Raw genomic sequence first — 22,250 nt, 5'->3', positions numbered from 1 at the left:
AACATCGCGAATGGATGACCGCTTAGCCATCAGCATCACGAGCCGGTCAGACCGAAGGCAATACCACCGTGGGGAGGTGTACCATACTCGAACGCTTCCAGCAGGAAGCCAAACTTCTCGACGGCCTCCTCCGGGGTTAACCAATGGCGGCAAAGACTTTCTCCTGCAAGTCGCGGTTATAAATCCGAATGCTGCCGCCGCCGATTTCCGTCCCGTTAAGCACCATATCATAAGCCTTAGCCTTAATCCTGGCGGGATCGCTGCCTAAAAACTCCACATCCTCGTCACGCGGCGAAGTGAAGGGGTGATGCATAGCCACCCACCGGCGTTCTTCTTCGTCATACTCAAACATGGGAAAATCAAGAACCCACAGGAAAGATAATTTATTGGGGTCAATGAGATTAAGCCGCCGGGCCATTTCTAAGCGCAATTGGCCAAGAGCGGTAGCTACCACCGCGGGCCGGTCGGCAACCATTAGCAGCAGGTCTCCCGGCTGCGCCTGGGTAACCTCGGTAATCCGCCGCATAATATCATCGGAAAAAAACTTGGCAATCGGCGATTTGATGCCTTCGTCAGTATAACAAATCCAGGCGAGACCTTTAGCGCCGAAATTGGCCACATATTCAACCAAACCATCAAGTTCACGCCGCGGAATATTGGCATAACCTTTGACATTAATGGCTTTAACTTGGCCGTTTTGGTCCAGAACCGACTGGAAGACCTTAAAGTCCGAACCTTGGACGGCCGACGAAATATCAATAAGTTCCATGCCAAACCGGGTATCCGGCTTATCCGTACCGTACCGGGCCATCGCTTCGTCATAACTTAGCCGCGGAAACGGCAGCGGCACGGTAGCGCCGATAGCTTCCTTGAAAATAAAGGCGATCATTTCTTCCATAAGATTAAGAACATCATCGCGCTCAACAAACGACATTTCGACATCGAGTTGTGTGAATTCCGGCTGCCTGTCAGCGCGCAGGTCCTCGTCCCGGAAACAACGGGCAATTTGAAAATAACGGTCTAGACCTGCCACCATCAGAATTTGTTTAAAAATCTGCGGCGACTGTGGCAACGCATAAAACTTACCCGGGTTGACCCGGCTGGGAACTAGATAATCGCGGGCGCCTTCCGGTGTACTCTTCGTCAGCATGGGCGTTTCCACTTCCACGAACCCGTGCCGGTCAAAAAAGTCCCGCATCGCTTTAGTAACACGGTGCCGTAAAATGAGGTTGCGCTGCATTTCCGGCCGTCTGAGATCCAAATAACGGTATTTAAGACGGAGCAGTTCGTCGACGTCGATATTGTCCTGGATATAAAAGGGCGGCGTCTTGGCCGCGTTGAGCAGGCGCACTTCCCGACAGTAAACTTCAATTTCACCGGTCGGGATATTAGGATTGACTGTCGCCTCGGAGCGAACCTTAACCGTACCGCGCACCGCAAGCACATATTCATTGCGGGCCAACTCTGCTTTACGGAAAGCTTCCTGATCCATTTCCGGCGCAAACACCACCTGGACAATGCCTGAACGGTCGCGCAGATCAATGAAAATCAAGCCCCCATGGTCACGCCGTCGGGCAACCCAGCCGCATAGTACTACTTCCTGTCCGCCATGCTCTTTGCGTAATTCACCGCAATAATGTGTTCGCTTAATTCCAGCCATCGTATCCATGTTAATCCCCCGTCTCCGCTCTTAACTTTTGCTCTACGTCGCCAAACGCGACAGCCTCTTGTTCACCTGACTCCATATTCTTAAGTGTTACCTGTCCGCGCGCCACTTCATCGTCACCGATAATAGCGGCAAAGCGGGCCGGATATTTATTGGCATGTTTCATTTGCGCCTTAATACCACGGCTCATGAAATCCATGTCACAGGTAATCCCAGCCCGGCGCAGACGGCAAAGCAGTTCAAACGCAACCGCCTGTGCCCTCTCACCAATCGGAGCGATGAAAACATCAATGCCGCCGGCCGTCATCGGCAATAGCGCCTGTTTTTCCAGGGCCAACAGTACCCGCTCCAGGCCAATGGCGAAACCAATAGCCGGCGTAGGTTGGCCGCCGCACTCTTCAATAAGGCCGTCGTAACGCCCCCCGCCACATATGGCGCTCTGGGCACCCAGCAGGGGATACTGAATTTCAAAAGCGGTTTTCGTGTAGTAATCAAGACCACGGACCAGCCGCGGGTTGAGCGTATAGCGAATGCCTGCGGCCGCTAACATTTCTTGCAGTTTCACAAAATGACTTGTACACTCGTCACAGAGACAATCAACAATGCGGGGCGCTCCCTGGGAAAGTGCACCGCACGTCTCATTCTTGCAGTCCAGTATTCTCAGCGGGTTGCGTTCAAACCGGGACTGGCAATCACGGCAAAGCTCAAACAGCTTGTCCCGTAAAAAGTTCTGCAGTCTTTCCCGGTATATGGGCCGGCACCGAGGGCACCCCACTGAATTAATATTGAGCTCGAGTCCTGTTAGTCCTAATTGTTCAAAAAACTGCACCGCCAAGGCGATTATTTCGGCGTCTACCGCCGGTCCCGGCGCCCCGATGGCCTCAATGCCAAACTGATGGAATTGGCGAAGTCGGCCCGCCTGAGGGCGGTCATAACGAAACATAGGCCCGATATAAAAAACTTTTACCGGCTGTGGCGCCGTATACAACTTATGCTCCAAATAGGAGCGTACGACAGCGGCCGTATTTTCCGGACGAAGCGTAATACTCCGTCCACCCCGATCGGTAAAAGTATACATCTCTTTGGATACAATGTCGGTCGTCTCGCCGATGCCGCGTAAAAAAAGTTCGGTATGTTCAAAAATCGGGGTGCGAATTTCCTGATAAGCGTACAAGCGGCAAAGATCACGCGCGGCTTGTTCGATATACTGCCAGTAGCCGCTCGTATCCGGCAGTATGTCCTTGGTTCCCCGCGGCCCAGTTGTCAACACTAGCTATTCCTCCTCCCGTCGGCAAACAAATTGGCAAGCAGTTGCCGCCGCTGCTTTATATAACTATCAAGATTGGCAATATAAGTTGTTACGTCTTTGGCATTATATACGCTGGCCAACCGCCACGACCCCGGCCATACAGCTTTCGTCCCGGCTGCCGGGCCGATACCGATAATTGTTTGGCGCTCTTCCATGATTTGAATATTATAAAGGCATTCTGTCCCAGGGCGGGCATAGCCGACATTCTCAAAATTGCCGGTCATGTATTTTTGCCGGTAAAGATAGTATGGCTTTAGTCCCATTTTGGCAACATATTGCCGGGCAACATCCAGCATGCGGGCCGTCTCGTTTTCATCAGGCAAGGGGATGTCGGCTAAGTTGGCTTTTAGTAGCGAACCACGCTTGATGGCCAAGGTATGCACCGTCAGATTATCAGGTGCAAGTGCGGCAATCTCCTTCATTGTCGCCGCCATGTCACCAGCATCTTCCCCTGGCAACCCGGCAATGATATCCATATTAATAACAGGGATTTCCGCCCGGCGAAATTTCTGGAATATATCTATTATATCCCGTACACTATGTTTTCGTCCAATATGATTTAACGTTTTTTCCTGCATCGACTGCGGATTGACACTGACACGCGTAACGCCATAGGCCCGCATGGCGGCAATTTTCGCATCAGTAACACTGTCTGGCCGCCCTGCCTCCACAGTAAACTCCCGCGTTGCGTCGCTCCAAAAAGCGGCCGTTACGAGCCGCAGCAGGCGGCTAAAATCTTCGTCAGCCAAACTAGTAGGCGTTCCGCCGCCGATATAGATGGTCTGCACCTTGCACCGGCAATGCTCTAGCAGCAGCGCCGCTTCCTCAATGTCCCGCGCGAGCGCGTGCAGAAAGGTCTCCACTGACTGCCGGTCATTGGGAAGAATATAGGCAGGAAAGGAACAGTAAAGACAACGGGAGGGACAATAAGGTATCCCGATATAAACGCTGACCAGCTTGGCCGCCTGCTTTGGCGCCAGCAGGAAAGGGCGCTGCCTTAGGGCAATATCAGTTACAAGCAAAGCTTTGTCGGGAGCAACAGCATAAGCGCGGGTCATCCGTCCCAATACCTCAGACGCCCCAAGACCCGCGTCAAACAAGCGATGCACAATTTTTGTCGGACGAACGCCGCGGAGAATACCCCACGGGCTCGGTTTGTAGCTGGTGATTTTTTCCATCAAGATCAAAACGTTTAGCTTCAACAGACGCTTGGCGGCCGCCGCCCGGTCTTCGTCGGCATATTCCGCTTCCGCCCGCCGTATCCGGCAGGCCAAAGCGCCATCTTCCCGCCAATAGAATAATTCGGTCAGAATGGCAAACCGAGGAACAAGTATTGTATGACTGCGCACCACGATTGTATCTGTAGCGAAACTGCCATCGCCCGGAATTAGCCTTTCCGGAAAAAAACCTCCGTTGTCCAGGCCAAAAAGCTGCATAATTTCATTAACGACCGGTACATCCTGGCCGTTGCCGGCTACCACAAACCGCTTAATAGTCATGGATCGTCACTTTCTTCCTGACACTCCCGGCAGTAACCATAAAACTTTACTTGATGATCGACGATTTTAAATCTACTCTTACGGGCGATAACTGCCTCCAGTGTTTCTAACAGATCATCCTCAAATTCCTTAACCTTGCCACAACTCAAACAGATTAGGTGATGGTGGTGATGCGGCGTGTTAGTCTCATTAATTTCGTAGCGACTGCGCCCGTCGCCAAAATCAAGTTTTTGCAGGATTTCAAGGTCGCTTAAGAGTTCGAGCGTGCGATAGACCGTCGCCAAGCCAATTTCCGGCGACTGCTTGCGCACAATGGTATACACGTCTTCGGCGCTTAGATGTTTATCCTGGTGATCAATGAACGCTTGGAGGATGATCTGGCGCTGCGGTGTCAGCTTATATTGGCGCTCGGAAAATCTTTGCCTTAATTCAGCCATATCTATCATTATGTATCACCTATCCTTCGCCGTAATACCAAAGATGCTTTAGAAGCACCCGTAGAATTGCCGCTACCGGTACGGCCAGCATCATCCCCATAATGCCGTACAGTTGGCCACCAATCAACAGACTGACCATGACAAACACCGGATGAAGATCAATGGTATGTCCCATGATCTTGGGCAAAATGATATGATTTTCCAGTTGCTGGGCCAAAAAATAAAAAATTATAACCTTCAAAGCCAACGCCGGCTCAGTGGCATAGGCGAGCAGTACCGCTGGAATGGCGCCGATGATAGGGCCAATGATGGGAATGAACTCGGTCAATCCGGCTAATAATCCCAAAACAAGGGGATAGTCGAGACCGAGCAAGTACATGCCACTAAAAACGATAAACCCCATAATGATACTAAGCAGTACCTGCCCGCGGACGTATTTACTTACAACGGTGCCCATTTCCTCAATAACGACCGTCGCCTTGCCCCGCATTCCGGCAGGAAAAAGATCTACGGCCATGCGCTTTAAGTCCCGCCAGTCTTTCAAAAAATAATAGGTCAAAACGGGAACGACAATCAGTTCGACTACTTGACTGGCAAAGCCTATGAAAGCATTTATCGCCCGCTGGGCCAGTTCAACGGAAAACGCAGCCGCCCGCGCCAGGCCTTCATCAATTAGCACCCGCACATTGTCGGGAACTTCGGCCATGTTGGCACGATATTCAATAGTACTGGTCAATGTCCGAATTTTGATAAGCAGCGCCGGCAAACTGTCCGCCAGTTTATCAGATTCCTGCGCAAACGGCAACAGGATATAAGTAGCCATAAGGCTCAGCAACAGGGCCGCAAGGAAAAACCCGAGCAATATGGCGACCGGACGAGAGCAGGCTTGTTTTTTCGGCCCCAAGGACAATGAACACAGCCAATTTACTACTGGATTTAAGACAAACGCCAAGATGGTTGCCAAGATTATGGGCAAATAAATGGCCGTTGCCTTACTCAGTAAATAAAGACCGGCAACAAGTACGCCAAACTTCACCCATCGCGCTGGGAACACCGCCGACACCTCGCCGCAAGACGTTACTGAATAAACGGATTATGCTGCCGTTCCCAACCGATAGTCGTTTCCGGGCCATGGCCGGGCAAAACGCGCACATTGTCGTCCAAAACCATGAGTTTTTCTTTAATACTGTGAATTAGCTGCCGGTAAGACCCACCGGGAAAATCCGTCCGGCCGATGGACTCGGCAAACAAAGTATCACCGCTAAACAGCACATCGCCACCCAGCAGACAGATACCGCCAGGAGTGTGCCCCGGTGTATGGATTACGGTTAACGCAATTTCTCCGATACGAATAATATCACCATCTTGAAGCAGACGGTCAGCGGGCTCGCATTTTATCCCACCGCCGATGAAGACCGAAAGGTTGCGGTGAATACTGGTGAGCATATCGGCATCTTCGCGATGAATGAAAATAGGCGCACAGGTAGCTTGCTTAATTTTGGCGTTTGCCTGGATATGGTCGGCGTGGCCATGGGTGTTAATAATACACTCTACTTTTAGGTTTTCGCCGTTTATCACGGCCAGAATTTCTTCCGCATTACCGCCGGGGTCAATCACGGCAGCGGCCCGTGTTTTTTCGCAATAAACAATGTAACAGTTAGTGCCGAGGCTACCAACTTCCAGTGCAATAATCTTCATAATTTTACACTCCTTCGTGTTAAAAAACTCGCTTGCTGTCAAGCAGCAAGGTTACCGGACCATGATTAGCCAAACGTACTATCATCTCCGCCTGGAATTGGCCGCAGGCTACCCGTAATCCCTGCTGCCGGCAGCAGACAATAAACATTTCATACAACCGGCGAGCGTTTTCCGGCGCCGCCGCGGCGTCAAAACTGGGCCGTCGGCCTTTACGACAGTCACCGTACAGCGTAAATTGCGATACTACCAATAACTCGCCGTTAATATCGCGAAGTGATAAATTCATTTTCCCCGCATTGTCTGGAAAAATGCGCAAATTAACAATTTTATCCGCTAGATAGCGGACGTCTTGCTCATCATCGTCCTCCCCAACACCGAGGAGAACGGTAAGTCCGCGGCCAATATTCGCTATTTCCTGATTGTCAACGATAACACTAGCCGCGTCAGTGCGTTGTACAACAGCTCGCATCAGATCCCTCCTGCCGAACTTGGTGTCGCCCGGTGAACACTAAACACGTCTTTTACCCGCCGCATTTTCGCCATGATGTGCTCCAACTGGGTCAAATCATGAATGTCAAGGCCTAAAGAGATGGTAGCCATTTTATTTTTATGAACCCTGGCATTGACGGCACTGACATTAGTCTTGGTTTCCGCCGCCACCATCATAATATCTGACAGCACACCCGGACGATCCATGGCTGTTACCTCAACCGTCACCCGGTAAATATCGGCCGCTTCAATATCCCATGCCACCTCAATCACCCGTTCATATTCCTCGGGATGGCTTAGGATATTAGTGCAGTCGGCACGGTGAACGGAAACACCGCGACCGCGGGTTACATAACCGACAATGGGGTCGCCGGGAATGGGGTTGCAGCAGCGGGCCAGACGAACCAAGACTCCGGCTTCGCCTTTTACGAGAATACCATGACTATTTTTGCTACGCGGCCGCTTGGGCTTAAGTTCGGTCAATAATCGGGATAGTGCCGGCGGTGTCGTGCTTTTAATTTCTTTTTTATGCGCTTCCAACAATTTGGTCATTACACTATGCAGCGTGACGCCGCCATAGCCTAAAGCACTTAATAGGTCTTCCTCATTGGCAAGATTCATTTTCTTGGCGATTTCGTTGAGCCGATCACCCTTTGTAAGTTCGCGCCAATCATAACCAAGCCGTTTGCTCTCTCGTTCAATCATTTCCCGGCCTTTGGCAATGTTTTCCTCGCGCTTTTCCTTCTTGAACCACTGCCTGATTTTATTGCGCGTTTCGGGCGAACCCACAATGTTCAGCCAATCCAGGCTGGGACCGCTAGAATGCTTTGAGGTGATAATTTCGACTATATCACCGTTGGCTAATTTATATTCCAAAGGCACAATCTTACCGTTGACGCGTGCTCCCACACAGCGATGTCCCACATCGGTATGAATGCGGTAAGCAAAATCAATTGGCACCGAACCGGCCGGCAAGTCAATGACATCGCCTTTCGGGGTAAAAACAAAGACCTCGTCGGCAAAAACGTCTAGTTTAAGGGCTTCCATAAATTCCCGCGGATCCCGCAGTTCTTGATGCCATTCCAAAAGCTGGCGCAGCCAAGACAACTTCTGCTCAAAATCGCGGTCAGTGCCTTTTCCGCCTTCCTTATAGCGCCAGTGTGCGGCAATGCCATACTCGGAGGTACGATGCATCTCCACAGTTCGAATTTGAATCTCCAGCGGCTGGCCCTGAAGCCCGATGACAGTAGTATGCAGCGATTGGTACATATTAGATTTAGGCATAGCAATATAATCTTTAAACCGCCCCGGTATGGGTTTCCAGAGCGTATGGACAATCCCCAGCGCGGCATAACAGTCTTTAATCGTATCAACGATGACCCGCACCGCCGACAAATCGTAAATCTCGCTCAGGTCTTTATTATCCTTTTGCATCTTTTTATAGATGCTGTAAAAGTGCTTGGGCCGCCCCTGAATTTCCGCCTTTATCCCCATCGCCGTCAGCCGCTCTGACAAAATCTTGATGGCTTCATTGATCAAGGCTTCCCGTTCCTGGCGCTTCTGTTTGACTTTCTCAACAAGTTCGTAGTATTTTTCCGGTTCGAGGAAGCGGAAAGCCAAATCTTCCAGTTCCCATTTTATACTGAAAATTCCCAGCCGGTTAGCAAGCGGCGCAAAAATTTCCAGAGTCTCCCTGGCTATTTCCTTTTGCTTTGCCGGCGGCATATATTTGAGCGTCCGCATGTTGTGCAGCCGGTCGGCAAGTTTAATAAGCACAACGCGAATGTCCTTGGCCATGGCCAAAAACATTTTGCGGTAACTCTCCAGCTGTTGCTCTTCTTTTGATTTATATTCCATCCGGCTAAGTTTAGTAACGCCATCGACCAGCATGGCAATTTCCTTGCCAAACTGTTTTTCTATCTCCTCCAGCGTAACCGGCGTATCTTCCACTACATCATGAAGCAAACCCGCACTGATAGTCAGCGCGTCAATCTGGAGATCGGCGAGAATTTTGGCCACACCGAGCGGGTGGGTAATATATTCCTCGCCGGAAACCCGGTACTGGCCGCGATGGGCCTCACCGGCGAAAGCATAGGCCTTTTGCACAAGTTCAATAGGCGCGTCCGGTTGATACGATTGTATCTGTTTTATGATTTCCTCAATATTTGCTTTGGCTTCCGAAACCATGGACACACCTCGCAAAAACCAAAATTACACTAGTAAACGGCCAGGGAAACGATACGATAATCCTTCAGCCGGTTGCGGCCGTTAAGATAAGATAACTCTATAAGAAAAGCAAGGCCGACAACTTTGCCGCCCAATTGTTCTACCATCCGGATCGTCGCCTCGGTAGTGCCGCCCGTAGCCAGCAAATCATCGACAATCAGCACACGCTGGCCTGGTATAATCGCATCGCGGTGAATTTCGAGCGCATCTTTTCCATATTCCAGAGTGTACTCGTAGCGCAGCGTTTCCGCCGGCAATTTGCCTGGCTTGCGAACCGGTACAAAGCCTGCTCCCAACCGATAGGCCACAGGCGCGCCGACGGCAAACCCGCGCGCTTCTGGCCCGACGACCAAATCAATCTGCTCTTCGGCATATGCAGCACAAAGTGCGTCAATAGCCTGGTGAAAAACCGCCCCGTCCTTGAGCAAAGTGGTAATATCCTTAAAACGAATACCTGGCTCGGGAAAATCGGGAATTATCCTGATGTTATCCTTAAAATTCATATACTTGCCTCCCTAATTGTAACTGGTATACAGCTAAATTATAAACTTTCATGATTTGTGGCTTGGTTTTCAGCTGCAGGTTTGTTGGGGTCAATTTGCTCGGTACCGCTATTTAACTTGGCTTTGAGTTCATTATTCTCAGTTTCCAGGTCGCTTAAACGCTGGGTGAGCAGGCTAATAGTGCGCTGCAGACGGAATTGGGCCAGTGTAGCCAGCGACACTATTACTAAGGCGCCAAACGTAGCCGCCCCCAGGATAATAATAACCAGTGACGTTTGAAAACTCCACATGAGAAACGTTACTGTTACCGGCAAAGAGTTTTGCACGGCAAATATCGCTACCAAGAGGGCAAAAACAAACGATAGAAATAAAAAACGCATGCTTACCACTCACATCTCTGGAAATTTACAATTTTATATTATTCTCGCCATAAACAGATAATCCTTTTATCAAAAAAGAAAAGTACCGGTTAGTACCAGCGCGGCCGGCATTCGCTCCACGCTGTTTGTACCAGTACCTGTTTTTCCAGTTCATCGAGGACGTAAATATTACCGCCGGCGGCCTGCGCCACCTGGGTAAGATAATCCCGGTGCGGCTTTAGACCGATACAGGTAAAACCGTAGCCATGGCTCTTGATACTGGCCGCCGCGGTGAGAGCGTCGGCCAGCGGGTCACCGGTAATATCTCCGACGGTTGGCACCCCATCGGTAATAAGAATAACAAGCGGATTTTTAGCCCGGGACTCTTTTAAATACTCAATGCCAACTTTGAGCCCCAATGCGAGCGGCGTTGAGCCAAAAGACTCGATATGGGCAAGACTACTCTCCGCCTGGGCGAAATCGCGGGTCAGCGGTACCTGAACCCGGGCCTGATTTTCCTGAAAGACGATGACGGCGACACGGTCAGACGTAGACAAAAGGAGATGCTTGGCAAGGAGCTTAGCAGCCCCAACCCGCTGGCCGCTCATGCTCGCGCTGGCGTCGATAATCAGACAAATATCGGTTTTGCTTTTTTTCTTCCGGATAAAATGATGAATGTCCTGGCTGCCAATAGTGAACGGGCCGCCCGGTCCGGCTGCGCATCGCTGTGCAGCCGCGATTACCGTTTCGGCAACCGCCAATTGACCTAGTGAGCCGCCGACTGTCCACCGCTTTGCATGCCGCTGCTCCTGTCCATGCATGGCTTGCATCCGCGCCTTAGACCGCCCCTGGTCGGGAGAACGGGGCTTGAGTAAACGGATGGCGCGCCGTAAGTGCGCCTCCAGGTCCGGTAAATGGCGGTCTAGATAGTCTTTAAACTCTCGCCCGTAGGGGGTAAGCGATATCCGTTTGCCATCAGCCGCGACAATGCCTAAGCCGGTTAGACGATCAAGCACCTGTTCGCTCTTGCCGTTGCGCTCAAGCTTACGGAGCATCTGCGTCCGGGTCGGGTTTTCTGCCAACTCTTGCAGTATTTCCCGCATTTCGCGAACCGAATCAAAATCTTCAGCCAGCTCGACGGTATCTTGCACATACTGCCGTTCTTTAACCGGCTGGGAAAGCTGCGTCGTATCTTTATCCCGGAGAAAAGAATCTGTTTGGTCGGCATAAGGGGATAAGTCACATTCGCCGCCATGTCCACCTCCCTGCTTGTGAACAATTCGCTCATTTTGCCTTAGTTCGAGTTGGCAGCCCAGGATAACGTGTTCTACTGCCGCTACCAAGTAGAATAGACAGGCGATGTGTTCGTTCGGGAGCATGACGGCAAGATGCACATGATTTTCGTGTGCGCGCCGGAGCGATAGTTTTTTGCCGAATTTTAGGCTGCCGGTGACTCTGCCGCCGCCGGTTCCGGTCTGGACATCAATCCAATCCGCCTTGACTACATTACCCGTTTTGTTAAAAAATACGGCATTATGAAGGGCAAAGTGAAAGTTATAAGCATTTACTGCCTCCTTGATTGCCGCTGCCACCTGCCGGTGGTCAACCAACCCGCACTGGTGAAAAATATCCAAATGGTAGACCTTCCCCCTATCACGCCGCCGGTAAAACATTTGGCCGGCGTCCAAATCCTGCAATACCTGTATTTCTTCCGGCATCGCCGGATTGAAAGTATGCAGCTTCTGGCTAACAACCGTGCTTTGACCGATCCGAGCCCCTTTATCAGCTCTAATCAGCGCGGCCAACCGTTCGGCCGGCCAAGCAATTTTGGCCAGAAACCGCGCGTCTTCCTGCCAGTTCCCTTCAGCCATGGGAAGATTTTTCCTCACCGGTTACGTACTGTTCCACGGCTAAACTGGTGAGCGGCACAGCAGGCTTAGGGGGCGCAGCAATAGGCGTCTCGGCAGGATTGGCAATTTGGGGCGAACGGCCGACGGTTGTGTGCTTGGGCGCCTTCTGTCCGAAGATGGTTTTTGACGGTGGCGGGGCCGAAGGCTCGGTCGTTTGGCCCTGTTTAGTACCGAATAACTTTTTAAGAGCCGACCACAAACCGGAGATTTGTCCCTTGCCCGCGTGACTTATTTTTTCGCTCTGGCTTTGCCCTGTTTCGGCGGCCGGCGTCACGGCAACGTTATGGCCGATGGTCAGTGGCCTGGGAGATGCGAGTGTTTCCAAATAGCGCAAAATATTAGTAATCGTGCTGTAATCGGTGCGATGGTTCAGTACCAGCGGTACTACCCGACTCACATCACTAATTTCGACAACCCGCCGGCCAGCCGACAACGCAGCCAACATCGCCGCAGTCTCGAGCGCTTCTACCGCCCGCAAACTTTCCAGGCTAAAATCGATATAAATCTTGGCCAAAATGTCGCGAATTGTGACGGGTACCGTCATACTGGCCAGGTCCCCGCACGCCAGCGGTTTACCTGCAGCGGTCTGACTCGACTCTCGCTGCTTACGGCAGTTTAAAATTGCTAAAACATCTTGATAACTGCCTGGCCGCCCCATCACAACAACGATATCAAAGCGATCGGCCAGCTGCTTGCGGATTTGGGCCAGTGCACCTGGTTCCTCGTCCGGGTTGGAAGCTGCCCAAACGGTAACATTGACCGGAAATTCACAGGACGGCAGACCTGTTTCTTCAAGCTGGATACGCCCCGGTTTAGTGCCCATTACGTCCAGCAGCACGTCGACAAGCTCGGGTGCGGTATCAGCCAACCGATTAATTTCATCAATAAAAATAATCCCACGGTGGGCCTGGGGAATGGTGCCGGGCAAAAACGCCGCCAACGGGGAAGCGCTATTCGTCAGTTTGGCCAGATCAATGCTGCCTACCACTGTGCCGATTTTAGCGGCATGAGAAATTTCGAGAAAAGGCCGGGGAACAGTTTCGGCGCCGAGTTTGGCAAGGGTTTCGGCAGATAAGCCGCGATGCTCTGGACAATGCGGTGCCGCCGGATCACAGTTGTATAGACAGTTTTTTACCCGTACAATAGGCGGCAAAAGTTCACGCGCCGCCCGCATGATGGTCGTCTTGCCGGTGCCGCGCAGTCCCTCGACGTGTATATGAAAAGGATGTCCGTTAACCAGAGCCGCTAACGACATTTCAACTGCCTGGAACAAGTTTTGGTTCCCACTGTGGCGCACTAACCGATGATAAAGCTGCATCAAAACCCCTCCCTTCTTTTTTCTTAGTGTGTCCATTCCTCGCCCTACAATACGATGCGGGCGTCCCTTTGGAACGCCCGCATTAAGCAATATTAAGCAATAATGTAAACGAAAATAAGAATTATCATGAGAATAGCGCAAATAAAACGCAAGGCTGCGGCAGCCACCAGGCGGACAAGCACCTTGGCCACGGTATTCCAGCGGGGCATAAATGTTTTACCGGCCACCAGCTCCCATAGAAAAATGCCAAAAATAGGACCAAAAATGGCATCGGCCGCGACAATTCCCGCGATATTGCCAACCGCGGCATTAGTACAAAACACCCTGGACAATCGGTCCTGCCGGGTGAGGTATACCCGCAGCCACCTACCGCCGACTTCGGCCGTAAGCATTAGCAAGCATAGCAGCAGGGTCAGCCATGGCCGAAAGGTTGAAAACTCGGTAGCGGCGCCATAGAGTACGGTAACGACAAAAATAATGACCGTGCCCGGAATTTTCGGCGATAGTGTTCCGACCAGCCCGCTTAGCATCAGCAAAAACAGTAAGATTATTCCAAGCGAATACCATAACCATTCCACGTCGTTCGGCCCTTTCCCTACTTCTTGCTTGGCCGCAAGGGCAACCGCACTAATCATTATGTTTTTTTCTGTTTGTTTTTATGTAAAAAATAGGCAATGTACAATATAAAGGTAGCCATGAACAGCCCGGTGACGCTCATGGTCAACAGTATGGAACGTAAACCGGCAAAGCTTATAAGCCAAATAAGGGTGGCGCCTAAAAATAGAGCGGGCCAAAAAGCAAGACCGGTAAGCACGGATATTTGACAGGCATTAACTTTCATTGCCGGTGCCATTGTATTCATGAGCACGCAGAACAAAACAACGTTAAACAACGCTCCGGCGGCAGACCCCAAAACATGATCGACTGCGCTGGCTAGCGCCAACGGCCCCTGTACACCGGTGGCCAAAACAATCTGCGCCATTAGCAAGGTAATTAGTCCCTCAATGAATTTGGCCAACACGGCTAAACCTATTGCCCGATAACCCTTTTTCGCCAGATGAACTCCTGCTTCGACCACCAATGCTGGCCGCATCCCTCCGGCGTTATAGCCAAGCAAAGCAAAAACCAATGGCCAGTCCACCGCTCCCAAAGAAACTTTCGCTCCTGGCAGTGACCATTCCAGTTGCGCTGAGGCGCAGGCGAGAAAAGGCACCAGCAGCAAAGCCATATAATTAGAGATTTTCAGTACCTCTTCACCATAGCCCGCGGCCAGCAGGGAAAAAGTGTAAAGACAAATACCAACGGCGACGCTATGCGGTAGCCCACTCATACTGTGCAGCACCCAGCCGGCAAAATAGCCGCCGGTTAGAGCGCTGGCGGGGACACAAATCGTCAGAATTATGCCGGCCAAAACTTTTTTCCCCGAACAGCCGAAAAGCCGCTTAACCACCACCATCAGTTCCAGCCCTGTTGTTACACCGATCCAGGCCGAAAGGCCGGCCACTGCCGTCCCGCAAATTAGATAAGCGACAAAGGTCGTGGCGATAATGCTTGGTCCCAAGTTGCCAGCCATATCGGGAACAACAGCTACATTATCGCCCGCAATATGAACAAGAGCTAACGATAACGCTGGTATCACAATCCACACGGTCTTCACCACCTGCTGCTATTATATTATTAATAGCCGCAAGCATTGGTGAATCAGAAGGCTGCTGAGCGCGCATCCACCGCGCCAGCAGCCCGAATAACGGCTATTTTTACTTTGCCCCCCGCGTTTTGAACTCGATACGGCGGCGTTCTTCTATCTCTTTCCAGGTCACCCAGATGGGACTGGCATTAAAGATCGAAGAATAAGCACCGCTGGTGATACCAATAATAAGGGCCAACGCAAAATTCTTTGTTGTCTCGCCGCCAAAGAAATACAAAGACAAGGCAGCGAACAGCACCGTCAGCACTGTGTAGATAGAACGGGTCATCGTCTGCCAAATGCTGCGGTTGACCAGCTCGGCAAGGCTTTCCGACTTGCGGTGCGTCTTAAGGTTTTCGCGGATACGGTCAAAAATGACTATAGTGTCATTGATGGAATAACCGATGATCGTGAGGATAGCCGCAACAAAAGAAGCGTCAACTTCTTTTTGCAAAAGAGAAAATACCCCAAGGACAACAAGCACGTCGTGCAAGAGCGCGATAATACCAGAAATGGCAAACTTAAATTCAAAGCGGTAAGTTATGTACAGTACCATCAGCACCGAGGCGGCGGCCACGGCCAGTACGGCTTGGCGGGTCAGTTCCGAGCCAATGACGGCGCCTACTTTTTCAATCCGCAGGATATCAAACTTGCCCAGTTTCTGCTCCAGGCCGCTCAGCACCGCACGCCGTTCTTCTTCGCCCAGCACCTGGGTGCGGATAAATACGTTGGGTGAAGCTTCGGTCTGCGCGGCAACCGTTGCCAATTGGATCGTACTATTTTCTAAGTGATAGTCCTTAAGAACATCGCGAACTTCGGCTACCGTCACCGGCCGAGCAAACTTCATGTCGAGCAGTGTCCCGCCGGTAAAGTCAATACCTAAATTAAATCCCTGTACAGCCATGGAAACTAGGCCCGGGATAATGACGAGCGCAGAGAGCGCAAACCACCAATACCGTTTACCGATAATATCGAACTTCATCACATCCGCCCCCTATGCTCCGAATATTTTGCCGCTCTTGACAACATTGGCGTTCATCAATGCTTTCAGCATGAAACGGGTAACGGTAATGGCGGTAAACATGCTGAGAACGATACCGAGGCCAAGCGTAATGGCAAAGCCTTTAATCGGCCCCGGTGCCCAGGAAAAACAGAACAACAGCGGCGAACAAGGTTGTCACGTTCGAGTCAAAAATCGTCATAAACGCCCGGTTAAAACCTGCGTCCATGGCGGCCCGGAGCGTTTTGCCGGCGCGCACTTCCTCTTTAAACCGCTCGAAAATCAAAACGTTGGCGTCAACCGCCATACCCATGGATAGAATAATGCCGGCAATGCCCGGCAGCGTAAGGGTGGCATTCAGCATTTTCAACGCAACCAGCAGAAGCAGTACATACAAAAGCAACGCAATATTGGCTACCAGACCCGACAGTCGGTAAAAGAGCAGCATAAACAACAGAATGGCAGCGATGCCGATGGCAAAGGCAACCTTGCTCTTTTCTTTCGAATCCTGCCCCAAAGTAGGTCCGACCGTTCGCGTCTCAACAATATCAACTTTTACGGGCAATGAGCCGGAGCGCAGTAAAATGGCCAACCGCTGCGCCTCTTCAATGGTGCGGTTGCCCGTTATTACCGCCTTGCCGCTGGGAATTGCTTCCTCAACAACCGGACTGGTCAGCACTTGCTTGTCAAGCAAAATAGTAATCCGTTTGCCAATGTTTTTCGCCGTCAAATCGGCAAATTTTCTGGCGCCTTCATCCGAAAACTCCAGGGCCACTAAATTGCGATTAGCCTGGTCAATCTGAGCTTGCGCATTTTTTAAATCCTTACCGGTCAAAACGGTAGCGCCGCTTTCATCCTGAAACTCCAAGAGCGCCGTTTTGCCTAACATCTCAATCGCCTTTTCCGGATCTTTTACACCGGGAAGTTCGACAATAATCCGGCGGTCGCCCTGGCGCTGGATAATCGGCTCTGTTAATCCCAGCTCGTTCACCCGCCGTTCGATAATTTTGACGACCCGTTGTACAGCGTCTTCGTCTACCTTTGCTTCCGGCGTATCGACCGCTTCAAGAACAACATGGGTGCCGCCCTGCAGGTCAAGACCTTGCTTGATCGATAAAGCGAGGGGTGAAATATAATAGCCGAAAATCCCGACGATTGCCAGCGCTGTTACCAAAAACTTGGCTAAATTTCCCCATCTCAACAGTTTCTCCCCCAATCTTTACATATACACGAGCATAATTATAACTGCCTTGCCGCCAAGTTGTCAATAATTGCCATTTTATCACATCTGGTGTCTACAACAATTGGTTACCGTTTATCCGCAGGCCAAAGCGACAGTTTAAAAATTCTGCCGCCCGCCGACACATAACCATTCGTCCTAAAAAGATTTCAAAATACTCCATTACCGGGCAGATTTTCGTATCAATCGTAACGGATAGCGTAATGGTTCGCTGCTCGCGGTTGACGGTGAGATCGCTGCTCTTGGCGGCATAATTCACTCGGTCATGGATTTCAAATTTCGCAAAATCTTTCTTGCTGACCCGGCTACAATGGACATCGGACTTATCGGCTAAAATGAGGGCTGATGCCACATGATTTACCGCGTTGCCCCGTTCTTCCTCGTGATTGCCGATAGCCGAAATGACCAAAGCAATCTCCTCCGGTTGCATACCAAGGCCGGAAAGGATATTATAGGCCATGATTGCGCCCGCTCCACCGTGGTTGAAACGATTAACAAGATTGGCGATATCATGCAAATATCCGGCGATAGCCGCCAGCTCACAGTCACGTGCGCTGTAGCCCAAATCCGCCAGCACTTTTCTGGCCCGCACTGAAACCAAGCCGGCATGACGCAGCCCATGCTCCGTATAGCCCATTTGACTAAGATATTCAGTGCTGCGAGTAAGATAAACATTTACGGCATGATTGGCTTTCAAGTCTGCGACGGTGATTGCTGACATTGCTGCTGCCTCCTGATATGTGATAATACCAGTTGAGCTACCTCTTCTTTTGTTAAGTTGTCCGTAGGGATGAACAAATCGGCATTGGCCCGCGCGTCCCTGAGCCGTTCACGCTGTACGGCCAGTCGTTCTTCCCCCCAGGGTACGCTGCGCCGGCGGCGGATAGTGTCCAAAGTAGCATCAAGCATTACCAAAATGTCCGGGTGCTTCTTCTGCCAAAGCTTTTTAATCCCCGAATGTTCCTGCGCTACGTTGTAAGCCTCAATCCCCAGGCTTCTTAGTCTATTAACCAAGGTAGTCTTTCCTGAAGCGCAGACACCGACAACAACAACTCGCATGCCATCACCACACTAGCAGGGAAAGCTGACGCTAATCCTGCGGATTTTATGGTGGTTTTCCGCTTCACAGATGCCCATGACAATTACCGTCATATCATCGCCGGCCCGGTTGTCATCCAGTTCCAAGGCATATTCCAAAATACTCTCGGCAATGAAGACGGCATCACGTGGTTCATTTTTTTCCAAAAGCCGCAGGAGAAAGTTAAAGTCGAAAACACGTCCGCGTTTGCGGCCGGCGGCCTGAATCCCATCGGAATAAGATATTAAAATCATGCCCACTTCCAGTGGCATTTCATGCATCAGCGGCTTCATCCGTTTATGTACGCCAATAGGGCTGACTTCTTGATCGAATACCTCAATGCCGTACAGGCTCTTCACCAGGACGGGGCAGTTTGAGTTTCGGGAAAAAAGGATTGTTTGGGTATCTAAATCACTGCTTAAAATGGTAAGGGTAGATGACACCTTGCCGTCCTTCATGGCATAGAGATAGTCGTGCACAGCCCGTGCCACCGCGCCGTCGCGAGCGCCTTCGGCGATAAGTGATGCCGCCTTGTTGACAACTAACGAACTGGTATTTTTTGCCGCCCGGCCACTTCCTTGCCCGTCGGCCAGAATCACCGAAATGCCGCCCCGCGGTCGTTCGGCTATCTCTACGCTATCACCGCACTCACTTACCGCATATTTATTTGTTTTAGCAATGCCGATTTTTACTTCCATGCTTCTCTCCACCGTATAGAAAGGCAAAATGTAAACCTACATTTTGCCTTTGCCGCAACGGAATATTCCTTCTTCTGTCAGCAGATAGTTCATTGAAATGTCGTGGGTGGCGGCGGGTACTGCGTCAGCAACCTGAAACGACCAAGCCATGCCGACAAACAGCGCCTGCAGCGCCCGCGTCAGAAACCGGTCGTAATAGCCTGCTCCCATTCCAAGCCGGTTGCCCTCGCGGTCGAAGGCCACCCCCGGAACAAATACCAAGTCAATCCTGGCGGGATCGATATTCTTCGCGCAGGCCGGATCGGGCATTCTAAGGCCTAGCCGCCCTGTAACCAAATCATCCAGGCCGCTTATTACCGCAGCCTCCATAATGCCGTACTGCTGGCCCAAGACAGGTACACATACTGTTTTGTCAGTCTTCAACGCATCAATAATAATGGCATCGGTCTGGGGCTCATCGGCCATAGCTAAATACAGCATGATTGTCCGGGCCGCCCGGTAGAGCGGCCAATTCAGGAGATGACTATGGATTTTGCGGCTTTGTTCGTCGACCCACTGCGGCGCCAAACGGCGCCGCTGCGCTAACATATGCTGCCGTAATGCAGCTTTCCGGTTATTTATTATTTCCATTTTTCTGCGGATTTTGGTGGTGGCTTACGGCAGTACGTGCGATCTCAATCTCCACCTTATCGGCTACCTTCAGGGTAACCACTTTATCGTTAATGGCGGTAATAGTACCGTAGATACCGCCGATGGTAACAATACGATCCCCTTTTTTAAGGGCGTTCAGCATCTCGGTACGTTTCTTTTGTTCTTTTTGCTGCGGCCGGTATAACAGGAAGTAGAAAATGACCCCCATGAGAACGATTGGCCACGATGCCTGAATGAATTGAAGAATTTCCGGAGAAAATTCTGGCATGTAATCACCTCCCATATTATTCGCCAATATATTCCACGCTTTCTGACAAAACTCCTTTAATGAAGTTGATATTGCGCGCGAAACTCCTGGCGAAAAGCTAAAAACCGGTCTTCGAGAATTGCCTTGCGCATGTTGCGCATGAAGTTAAGGAGAAAATGCAGGTTATGAATGGTAGTAAGGCGCAGGCCAAAAATTTCTTCCGCCTTTAGCAGATGACGAATATAGGCCCGCGAAAAGTTGCGGCAGGTATAGCATTCGCAGTCCGGGTCGATCGGCCGAAAATCACGGGCATATTCGGCATTTTTCACGACCAGTTTGCCCCGGCTGGTCATAACCGTGCCGTTCCGGGCAACGCGGGTAGGAAAAACACAATCAAACATATCAATACCGTACATGACGCCCTCAACCAGACAATCAGGCGTCCCAACCCCCATAAGGTAGCGGGGCTTGTTGGCCGGCAGCAGCGGGACAGTATACTCAAGTATTTCGTACATGAGCGGTTTCGGTTCGCCGACGCTGAGGCCCCCGACGGCATAACCGGGAAAATCCATGGCAACAAGGTCGCGGGCGCTCATGGCGCGCAAGTCTTTGTACATGCCGCCCTGGACGATGCCAAATAACGCTTGGTCCTTGCGCGTATGGGCCTTTTTACAACGCTCGGCCCAGCGCGTGGTCCGCTCGGTAGACGCCTTGGCATAATCGTATTCGGCCGGATACGGTACACACTCGTCAAAGGCCATAATAATATCGGCGCCTAGCGCCATTTGGATTTCCGTAGCCTTTTCCGGCGACAGAAAATGTTTGGAGCCATCGATATGCGAACGGAAGGCCACGCCTTCTTCGGTAATCTTGCGCAGCGGACCAAGGCTGAAAACCTGAAAGCCGCCACTATCTGTAAGGATGCCGCGATCCCAGTGCATAAAGCCGTGAAGCCCGCCCGCCTCGGCCACCAGTTCATGGCCGGGGCGCAAATATAAGTGATAAGTGTTGCTTAAAATAATGCCAGCGCCCATAGCTTTGAGTTCGTCCGGCGACATGGCTTTAACGGTGGCCTGGGTGCCGACAGGCATAAAGATGGGAGTCTCAAAAACGCCGTGAGGAGTATAGAGCCTGCCGGCTCGCGCTCCGGTCTTGCTGCATTGTTTAATCAGTTCAAACGTAATGGCCAAAGGCGCACCTCCCTAACTTATAAGATAAGCATTGCGTCCCCAAAGCTGAAAAACCGGTATTTCTCGCGCACCGCAACATGATAGGCATTCATAATATTTTCCCGCCCCGCCAGAGCGCTGACCAACATGAGCAGAGTCGACTGAGGCAGATGAAAATTGGTAACGAGCGCATCGACAATTTTGAAGCGGTAGCCAGGATAAATGAAAATATCGGTCCAGCCACTGCCACTTTCCACAAACCCACCGGCGCCTACCGTTTCCAGCGTGCGGACCGCCGTAGTGCCGACAGCAATGATGCGTCCGCCCGCTTGTTTGGTTTGGTTAATTAAAGCGGCGGTTTCCGGCGATACCGAGTAATACTCGCGGTGCATGGTATGCTGGGTAATATTACTGACCGTGACGGGACGAAAAGTTCCCAAACCGACATGGAGCGTAATGAAGGCCAGGTTAATCCCCTTTGCCTTGATGCGGTCGAGCAGCTCAGGCGTGAAGTGAAGCCCGGCAGTAGGGGCCGCCGCCGAACCGCGCTCCTTGGCATAAACAGTCTGATAGCGGTCTTTGTCCGCTAAGCGGGTTTTAATATATGGCGGCAAAGGCGTTTCCCCCAGCCGGTCCAAAATATCCTCAAAAACCCCGGAGTAATTAAAGCGGACAATACGGCCGCCATAATCGGTAGACGCCAATATCTCGCAGGAAAGTTCGTCGCCAAAAACTACCTGGGTACCGGGCCGGGCACGTTTACCCGGTTTAACCAGCGTTTCCCATTCATCACTCGTTAGCCGGTTCAGCAAAAAAACTTCAATTTTTCCACCCGTACCGGCTTTGGCACCAATTAGTCGGGCAGGGATGACCTTAGTATTATTAAAAACCAGGGTATCCCCTGGCTGTAAGTAATCAGGCAAATTATAAAACCGGCGATGTTCGATGTTCCCCGTTCGCCGGTCCAGCACCAATAGCCGCGAATGGTCGCGCGGCTCACAGGGCTGTTGGGCAATTAGTTCTTCAGGCAAATAATAGTCAAAATCAGTGACAAGCATTCTTGGCT

21 protein-coding genes and 2 pseudogenes are annotated in these 22,250 nt (G+C 51.2%); all 23 read right to left on the bottom strand.

The features are described from left to right. Positions 1–35 precede the first annotated feature (35 nt). Positions 36–1,660, bottom strand: a pseudogene (gene aspS, locus TCARDRAFT_RS11990) (aspartate--tRNA ligase). A 10-nt stretch (positions 1,661–1,670) separates the two neighbouring features. After that, entirely contained in the window at positions 1,671–2,936 is a 1,266-nt protein-coding gene (gene hisS, locus TCARDRAFT_RS11985) for a histidine--tRNA ligase (protein WP_007290252.1), read from the bottom strand. Then, positions 2,936–4,474, bottom strand: a complete 1,539-nt coding sequence (gene hemZ, locus TCARDRAFT_RS11980) for a coproporphyrinogen dehydrogenase HemZ (protein WP_007290251.1) — start codon at positions 4,472–4,474, stop codon at positions 2,936–2,938. Before hemZ ends, hisS begins: the two co-directional genes overlap by 1 nt. Continuing rightward, entirely contained in the window at positions 4,471–4,923 is a 453-nt protein-coding gene (locus TCARDRAFT_RS11975) for a Fur family transcriptional regulator (RefSeq protein ID WP_040683398.1), read from the bottom strand. The genes hemZ and TCARDRAFT_RS11975 overlap by 4 nt, the downstream gene beginning before the upstream one ends. Before the next feature lie 7 nt (positions 4,924–4,930). Further along, entirely contained in the window at positions 4,931–5,965 is a 1,035-nt protein-coding gene (locus TCARDRAFT_RS11970) for an AI-2E family transporter (protein ID WP_007290249.1), read from the bottom strand. 23 nt (positions 5,966–5,988) lie between these two features. Beyond that, positions 5,989–6,609 carry an MBL fold metallo-hydrolase gene (locus TCARDRAFT_RS11965; RefSeq protein WP_007290248.1) on the bottom strand — a complete coding sequence of 207 codons (621 nt, stop codon included), beginning with the start codon at positions 6,607–6,609 and terminating at the stop codon, positions 5,989–5,991. A gap of 19 nt (positions 6,610–6,628) precedes the next feature. Next, the gene (gene dtd, locus TCARDRAFT_RS11960) at positions 6,629–7,078 is read right to left on the bottom strand and encodes a D-aminoacyl-tRNA deacylase (RefSeq protein ID WP_007290247.1); all 450 of its coding nucleotides are present in this window, start codon (positions 7,076–7,078) and stop codon (positions 6,629–6,631) included. Continuing rightward, positions 7,078–9,285 carry a RelA/SpoT family protein gene (locus TCARDRAFT_RS11955; RefSeq protein WP_007290246.1) on the bottom strand — a complete coding sequence of 736 codons (2,208 nt, stop codon included), beginning with the start codon at positions 9,283–9,285 and terminating at the stop codon, positions 7,078–7,080. Before TCARDRAFT_RS11955 ends, dtd begins: the two co-directional genes overlap by 1 nt. 29 nt (positions 9,286–9,314) lie before the next feature. Then, positions 9,315–9,827, bottom strand: a complete 513-nt coding sequence (locus tag TCARDRAFT_RS11950; protein WP_007290245.1) for an adenine phosphoribosyltransferase — start codon at positions 9,825–9,827, stop codon at positions 9,315–9,317. A 38-nt stretch (positions 9,828–9,865) separates the two neighbouring features. Continuing rightward, a complete protein-coding gene (locus TCARDRAFT_RS14710; RefSeq protein ID WP_007290244.1) occupies positions 9,866–10,207 on the bottom strand; it encodes a LapA family protein in 342 nt (113 codons plus the stop codon). A gap of 89 nt (positions 10,208–10,296) precedes the next feature. After that, a complete protein-coding gene (locus TCARDRAFT_RS11940; RefSeq protein ID WP_007290243.1) occupies positions 10,297–12,057 on the bottom strand; it encodes a vWA domain-containing protein in 1,761 nt (586 codons plus the stop codon). After that, positions 12,050–13,414 (bottom strand): ATP-binding protein, encoded by a 1,365-nt coding sequence (locus tag TCARDRAFT_RS11935; RefSeq protein WP_007290242.1) that lies wholly within the window; start codon positions 13,412–13,414, stop codon positions 12,050–12,052. Before TCARDRAFT_RS11935 ends, TCARDRAFT_RS11940 begins: the two co-directional genes overlap by 8 nt. 92 nt (positions 13,415–13,506) lie before the next feature. Continuing rightward, positions 13,507–14,049 (bottom strand): DUF456 family protein, encoded by a 543-nt coding sequence (locus TCARDRAFT_RS11930; protein WP_007290241.1) that lies wholly within the window; start codon positions 14,047–14,049, stop codon positions 13,507–13,509. After that, complete coding sequence (locus TCARDRAFT_RS11925) at positions 14,049–15,062, bottom strand: hypothetical protein (RefSeq protein WP_007290240.1); 1,014 nt, start codon at positions 15,060–15,062, stop codon at positions 14,049–14,051. The genes TCARDRAFT_RS11930 and TCARDRAFT_RS11925 overlap by 1 nt, the downstream gene beginning before the upstream one ends. 109 nt (positions 15,063–15,171) lie before the next feature. Then, complete coding sequence (gene secF, locus TCARDRAFT_RS11920) at positions 15,172–16,083, bottom strand: protein translocase subunit SecF (RefSeq protein WP_007290239.1); 912 nt, start codon at positions 16,081–16,083, stop codon at positions 15,172–15,174. 12 nt (positions 16,084–16,095) lie between these two features. After that, positions 16,096–17,302, bottom strand: a pseudogene (gene secD / locus TCARDRAFT_RS11915) (protein translocase subunit SecD). 94 nt (positions 17,303–17,396) lie between these two features. Continuing rightward, positions 17,397–18,062, bottom strand: a complete 666-nt coding sequence (locus tag TCARDRAFT_RS11910; protein WP_007290237.1) for a hypothetical protein — start codon at positions 18,060–18,062, stop codon at positions 17,397–17,399. Then, on the bottom strand, positions 18,035–18,400 hold the full coding sequence (locus tag TCARDRAFT_RS11905; RefSeq protein ID WP_007290236.1) for a hypothetical protein: 366 nt from the start codon (positions 18,398–18,400) through the stop codon (positions 18,035–18,037). The genes TCARDRAFT_RS11910 and TCARDRAFT_RS11905 overlap by 28 nt, the downstream gene beginning before the upstream one ends. A gap of 12 nt (positions 18,401–18,412) precedes the next feature. Further along, positions 18,413–19,117 (bottom strand): PP2C family protein-serine/threonine phosphatase, encoded by a 705-nt coding sequence (locus tag TCARDRAFT_RS11900; RefSeq protein WP_007290235.1) that lies wholly within the window; start codon positions 19,115–19,117, stop codon positions 18,413–18,415. 36 nt (positions 19,118–19,153) lie between these two features. Further along, positions 19,154–19,747: a 5-formyltetrahydrofolate cyclo-ligase gene (locus tag TCARDRAFT_RS11895; RefSeq protein WP_007290234.1), complete on the bottom strand. Its 594-nt coding sequence runs from the start codon at positions 19,745–19,747 to the stop codon at positions 19,154–19,156. Next, positions 19,731–20,036, bottom strand: a complete 306-nt coding sequence (gene yajC / locus TCARDRAFT_RS11890; protein WP_007290233.1) for a preprotein translocase subunit YajC — start codon at positions 20,034–20,036, stop codon at positions 19,731–19,733. The genes TCARDRAFT_RS11895 and yajC overlap by 17 nt, the downstream gene beginning before the upstream one ends. Before the next feature lie 56 nt (positions 20,037–20,092). Beyond that, a complete protein-coding gene (tgt, locus tag TCARDRAFT_RS11885; protein WP_007290232.1) occupies positions 20,093–21,205 on the bottom strand; it encodes a tRNA guanosine(34) transglycosylase Tgt in 1,113 nt (370 codons plus the stop codon). Positions 21,206–21,222: 17 nt separating this feature from the next. Beyond that, the gene (gene queA, locus TCARDRAFT_RS11880; protein ID WP_007290231.1) at positions 21,223–22,242 is read right to left on the bottom strand and encodes a tRNA preQ1(34) S-adenosylmethionine ribosyltransferase-isomerase QueA; all 1,020 of its coding nucleotides are present in this window, start codon (positions 22,240–22,242) and stop codon (positions 21,223–21,225) included. Positions 22,243–22,250: the final 8 nt, after the last annotated feature.

The sequence above is a fragment of the Thermosinus carboxydivorans Nor1 genome, assembly GCF_000169155.1.
In the GTDB taxonomy this organism is placed as follows: Bacteria; Bacillota; Negativicutes; order Sporomusales; family Thermosinaceae; genus Thermosinus; species Thermosinus carboxydivorans.
The sequence above is the reverse complement of the archived record's forward strand: the minus strand, read 5'-3'. Positions and strand labels throughout refer to the sequence as shown.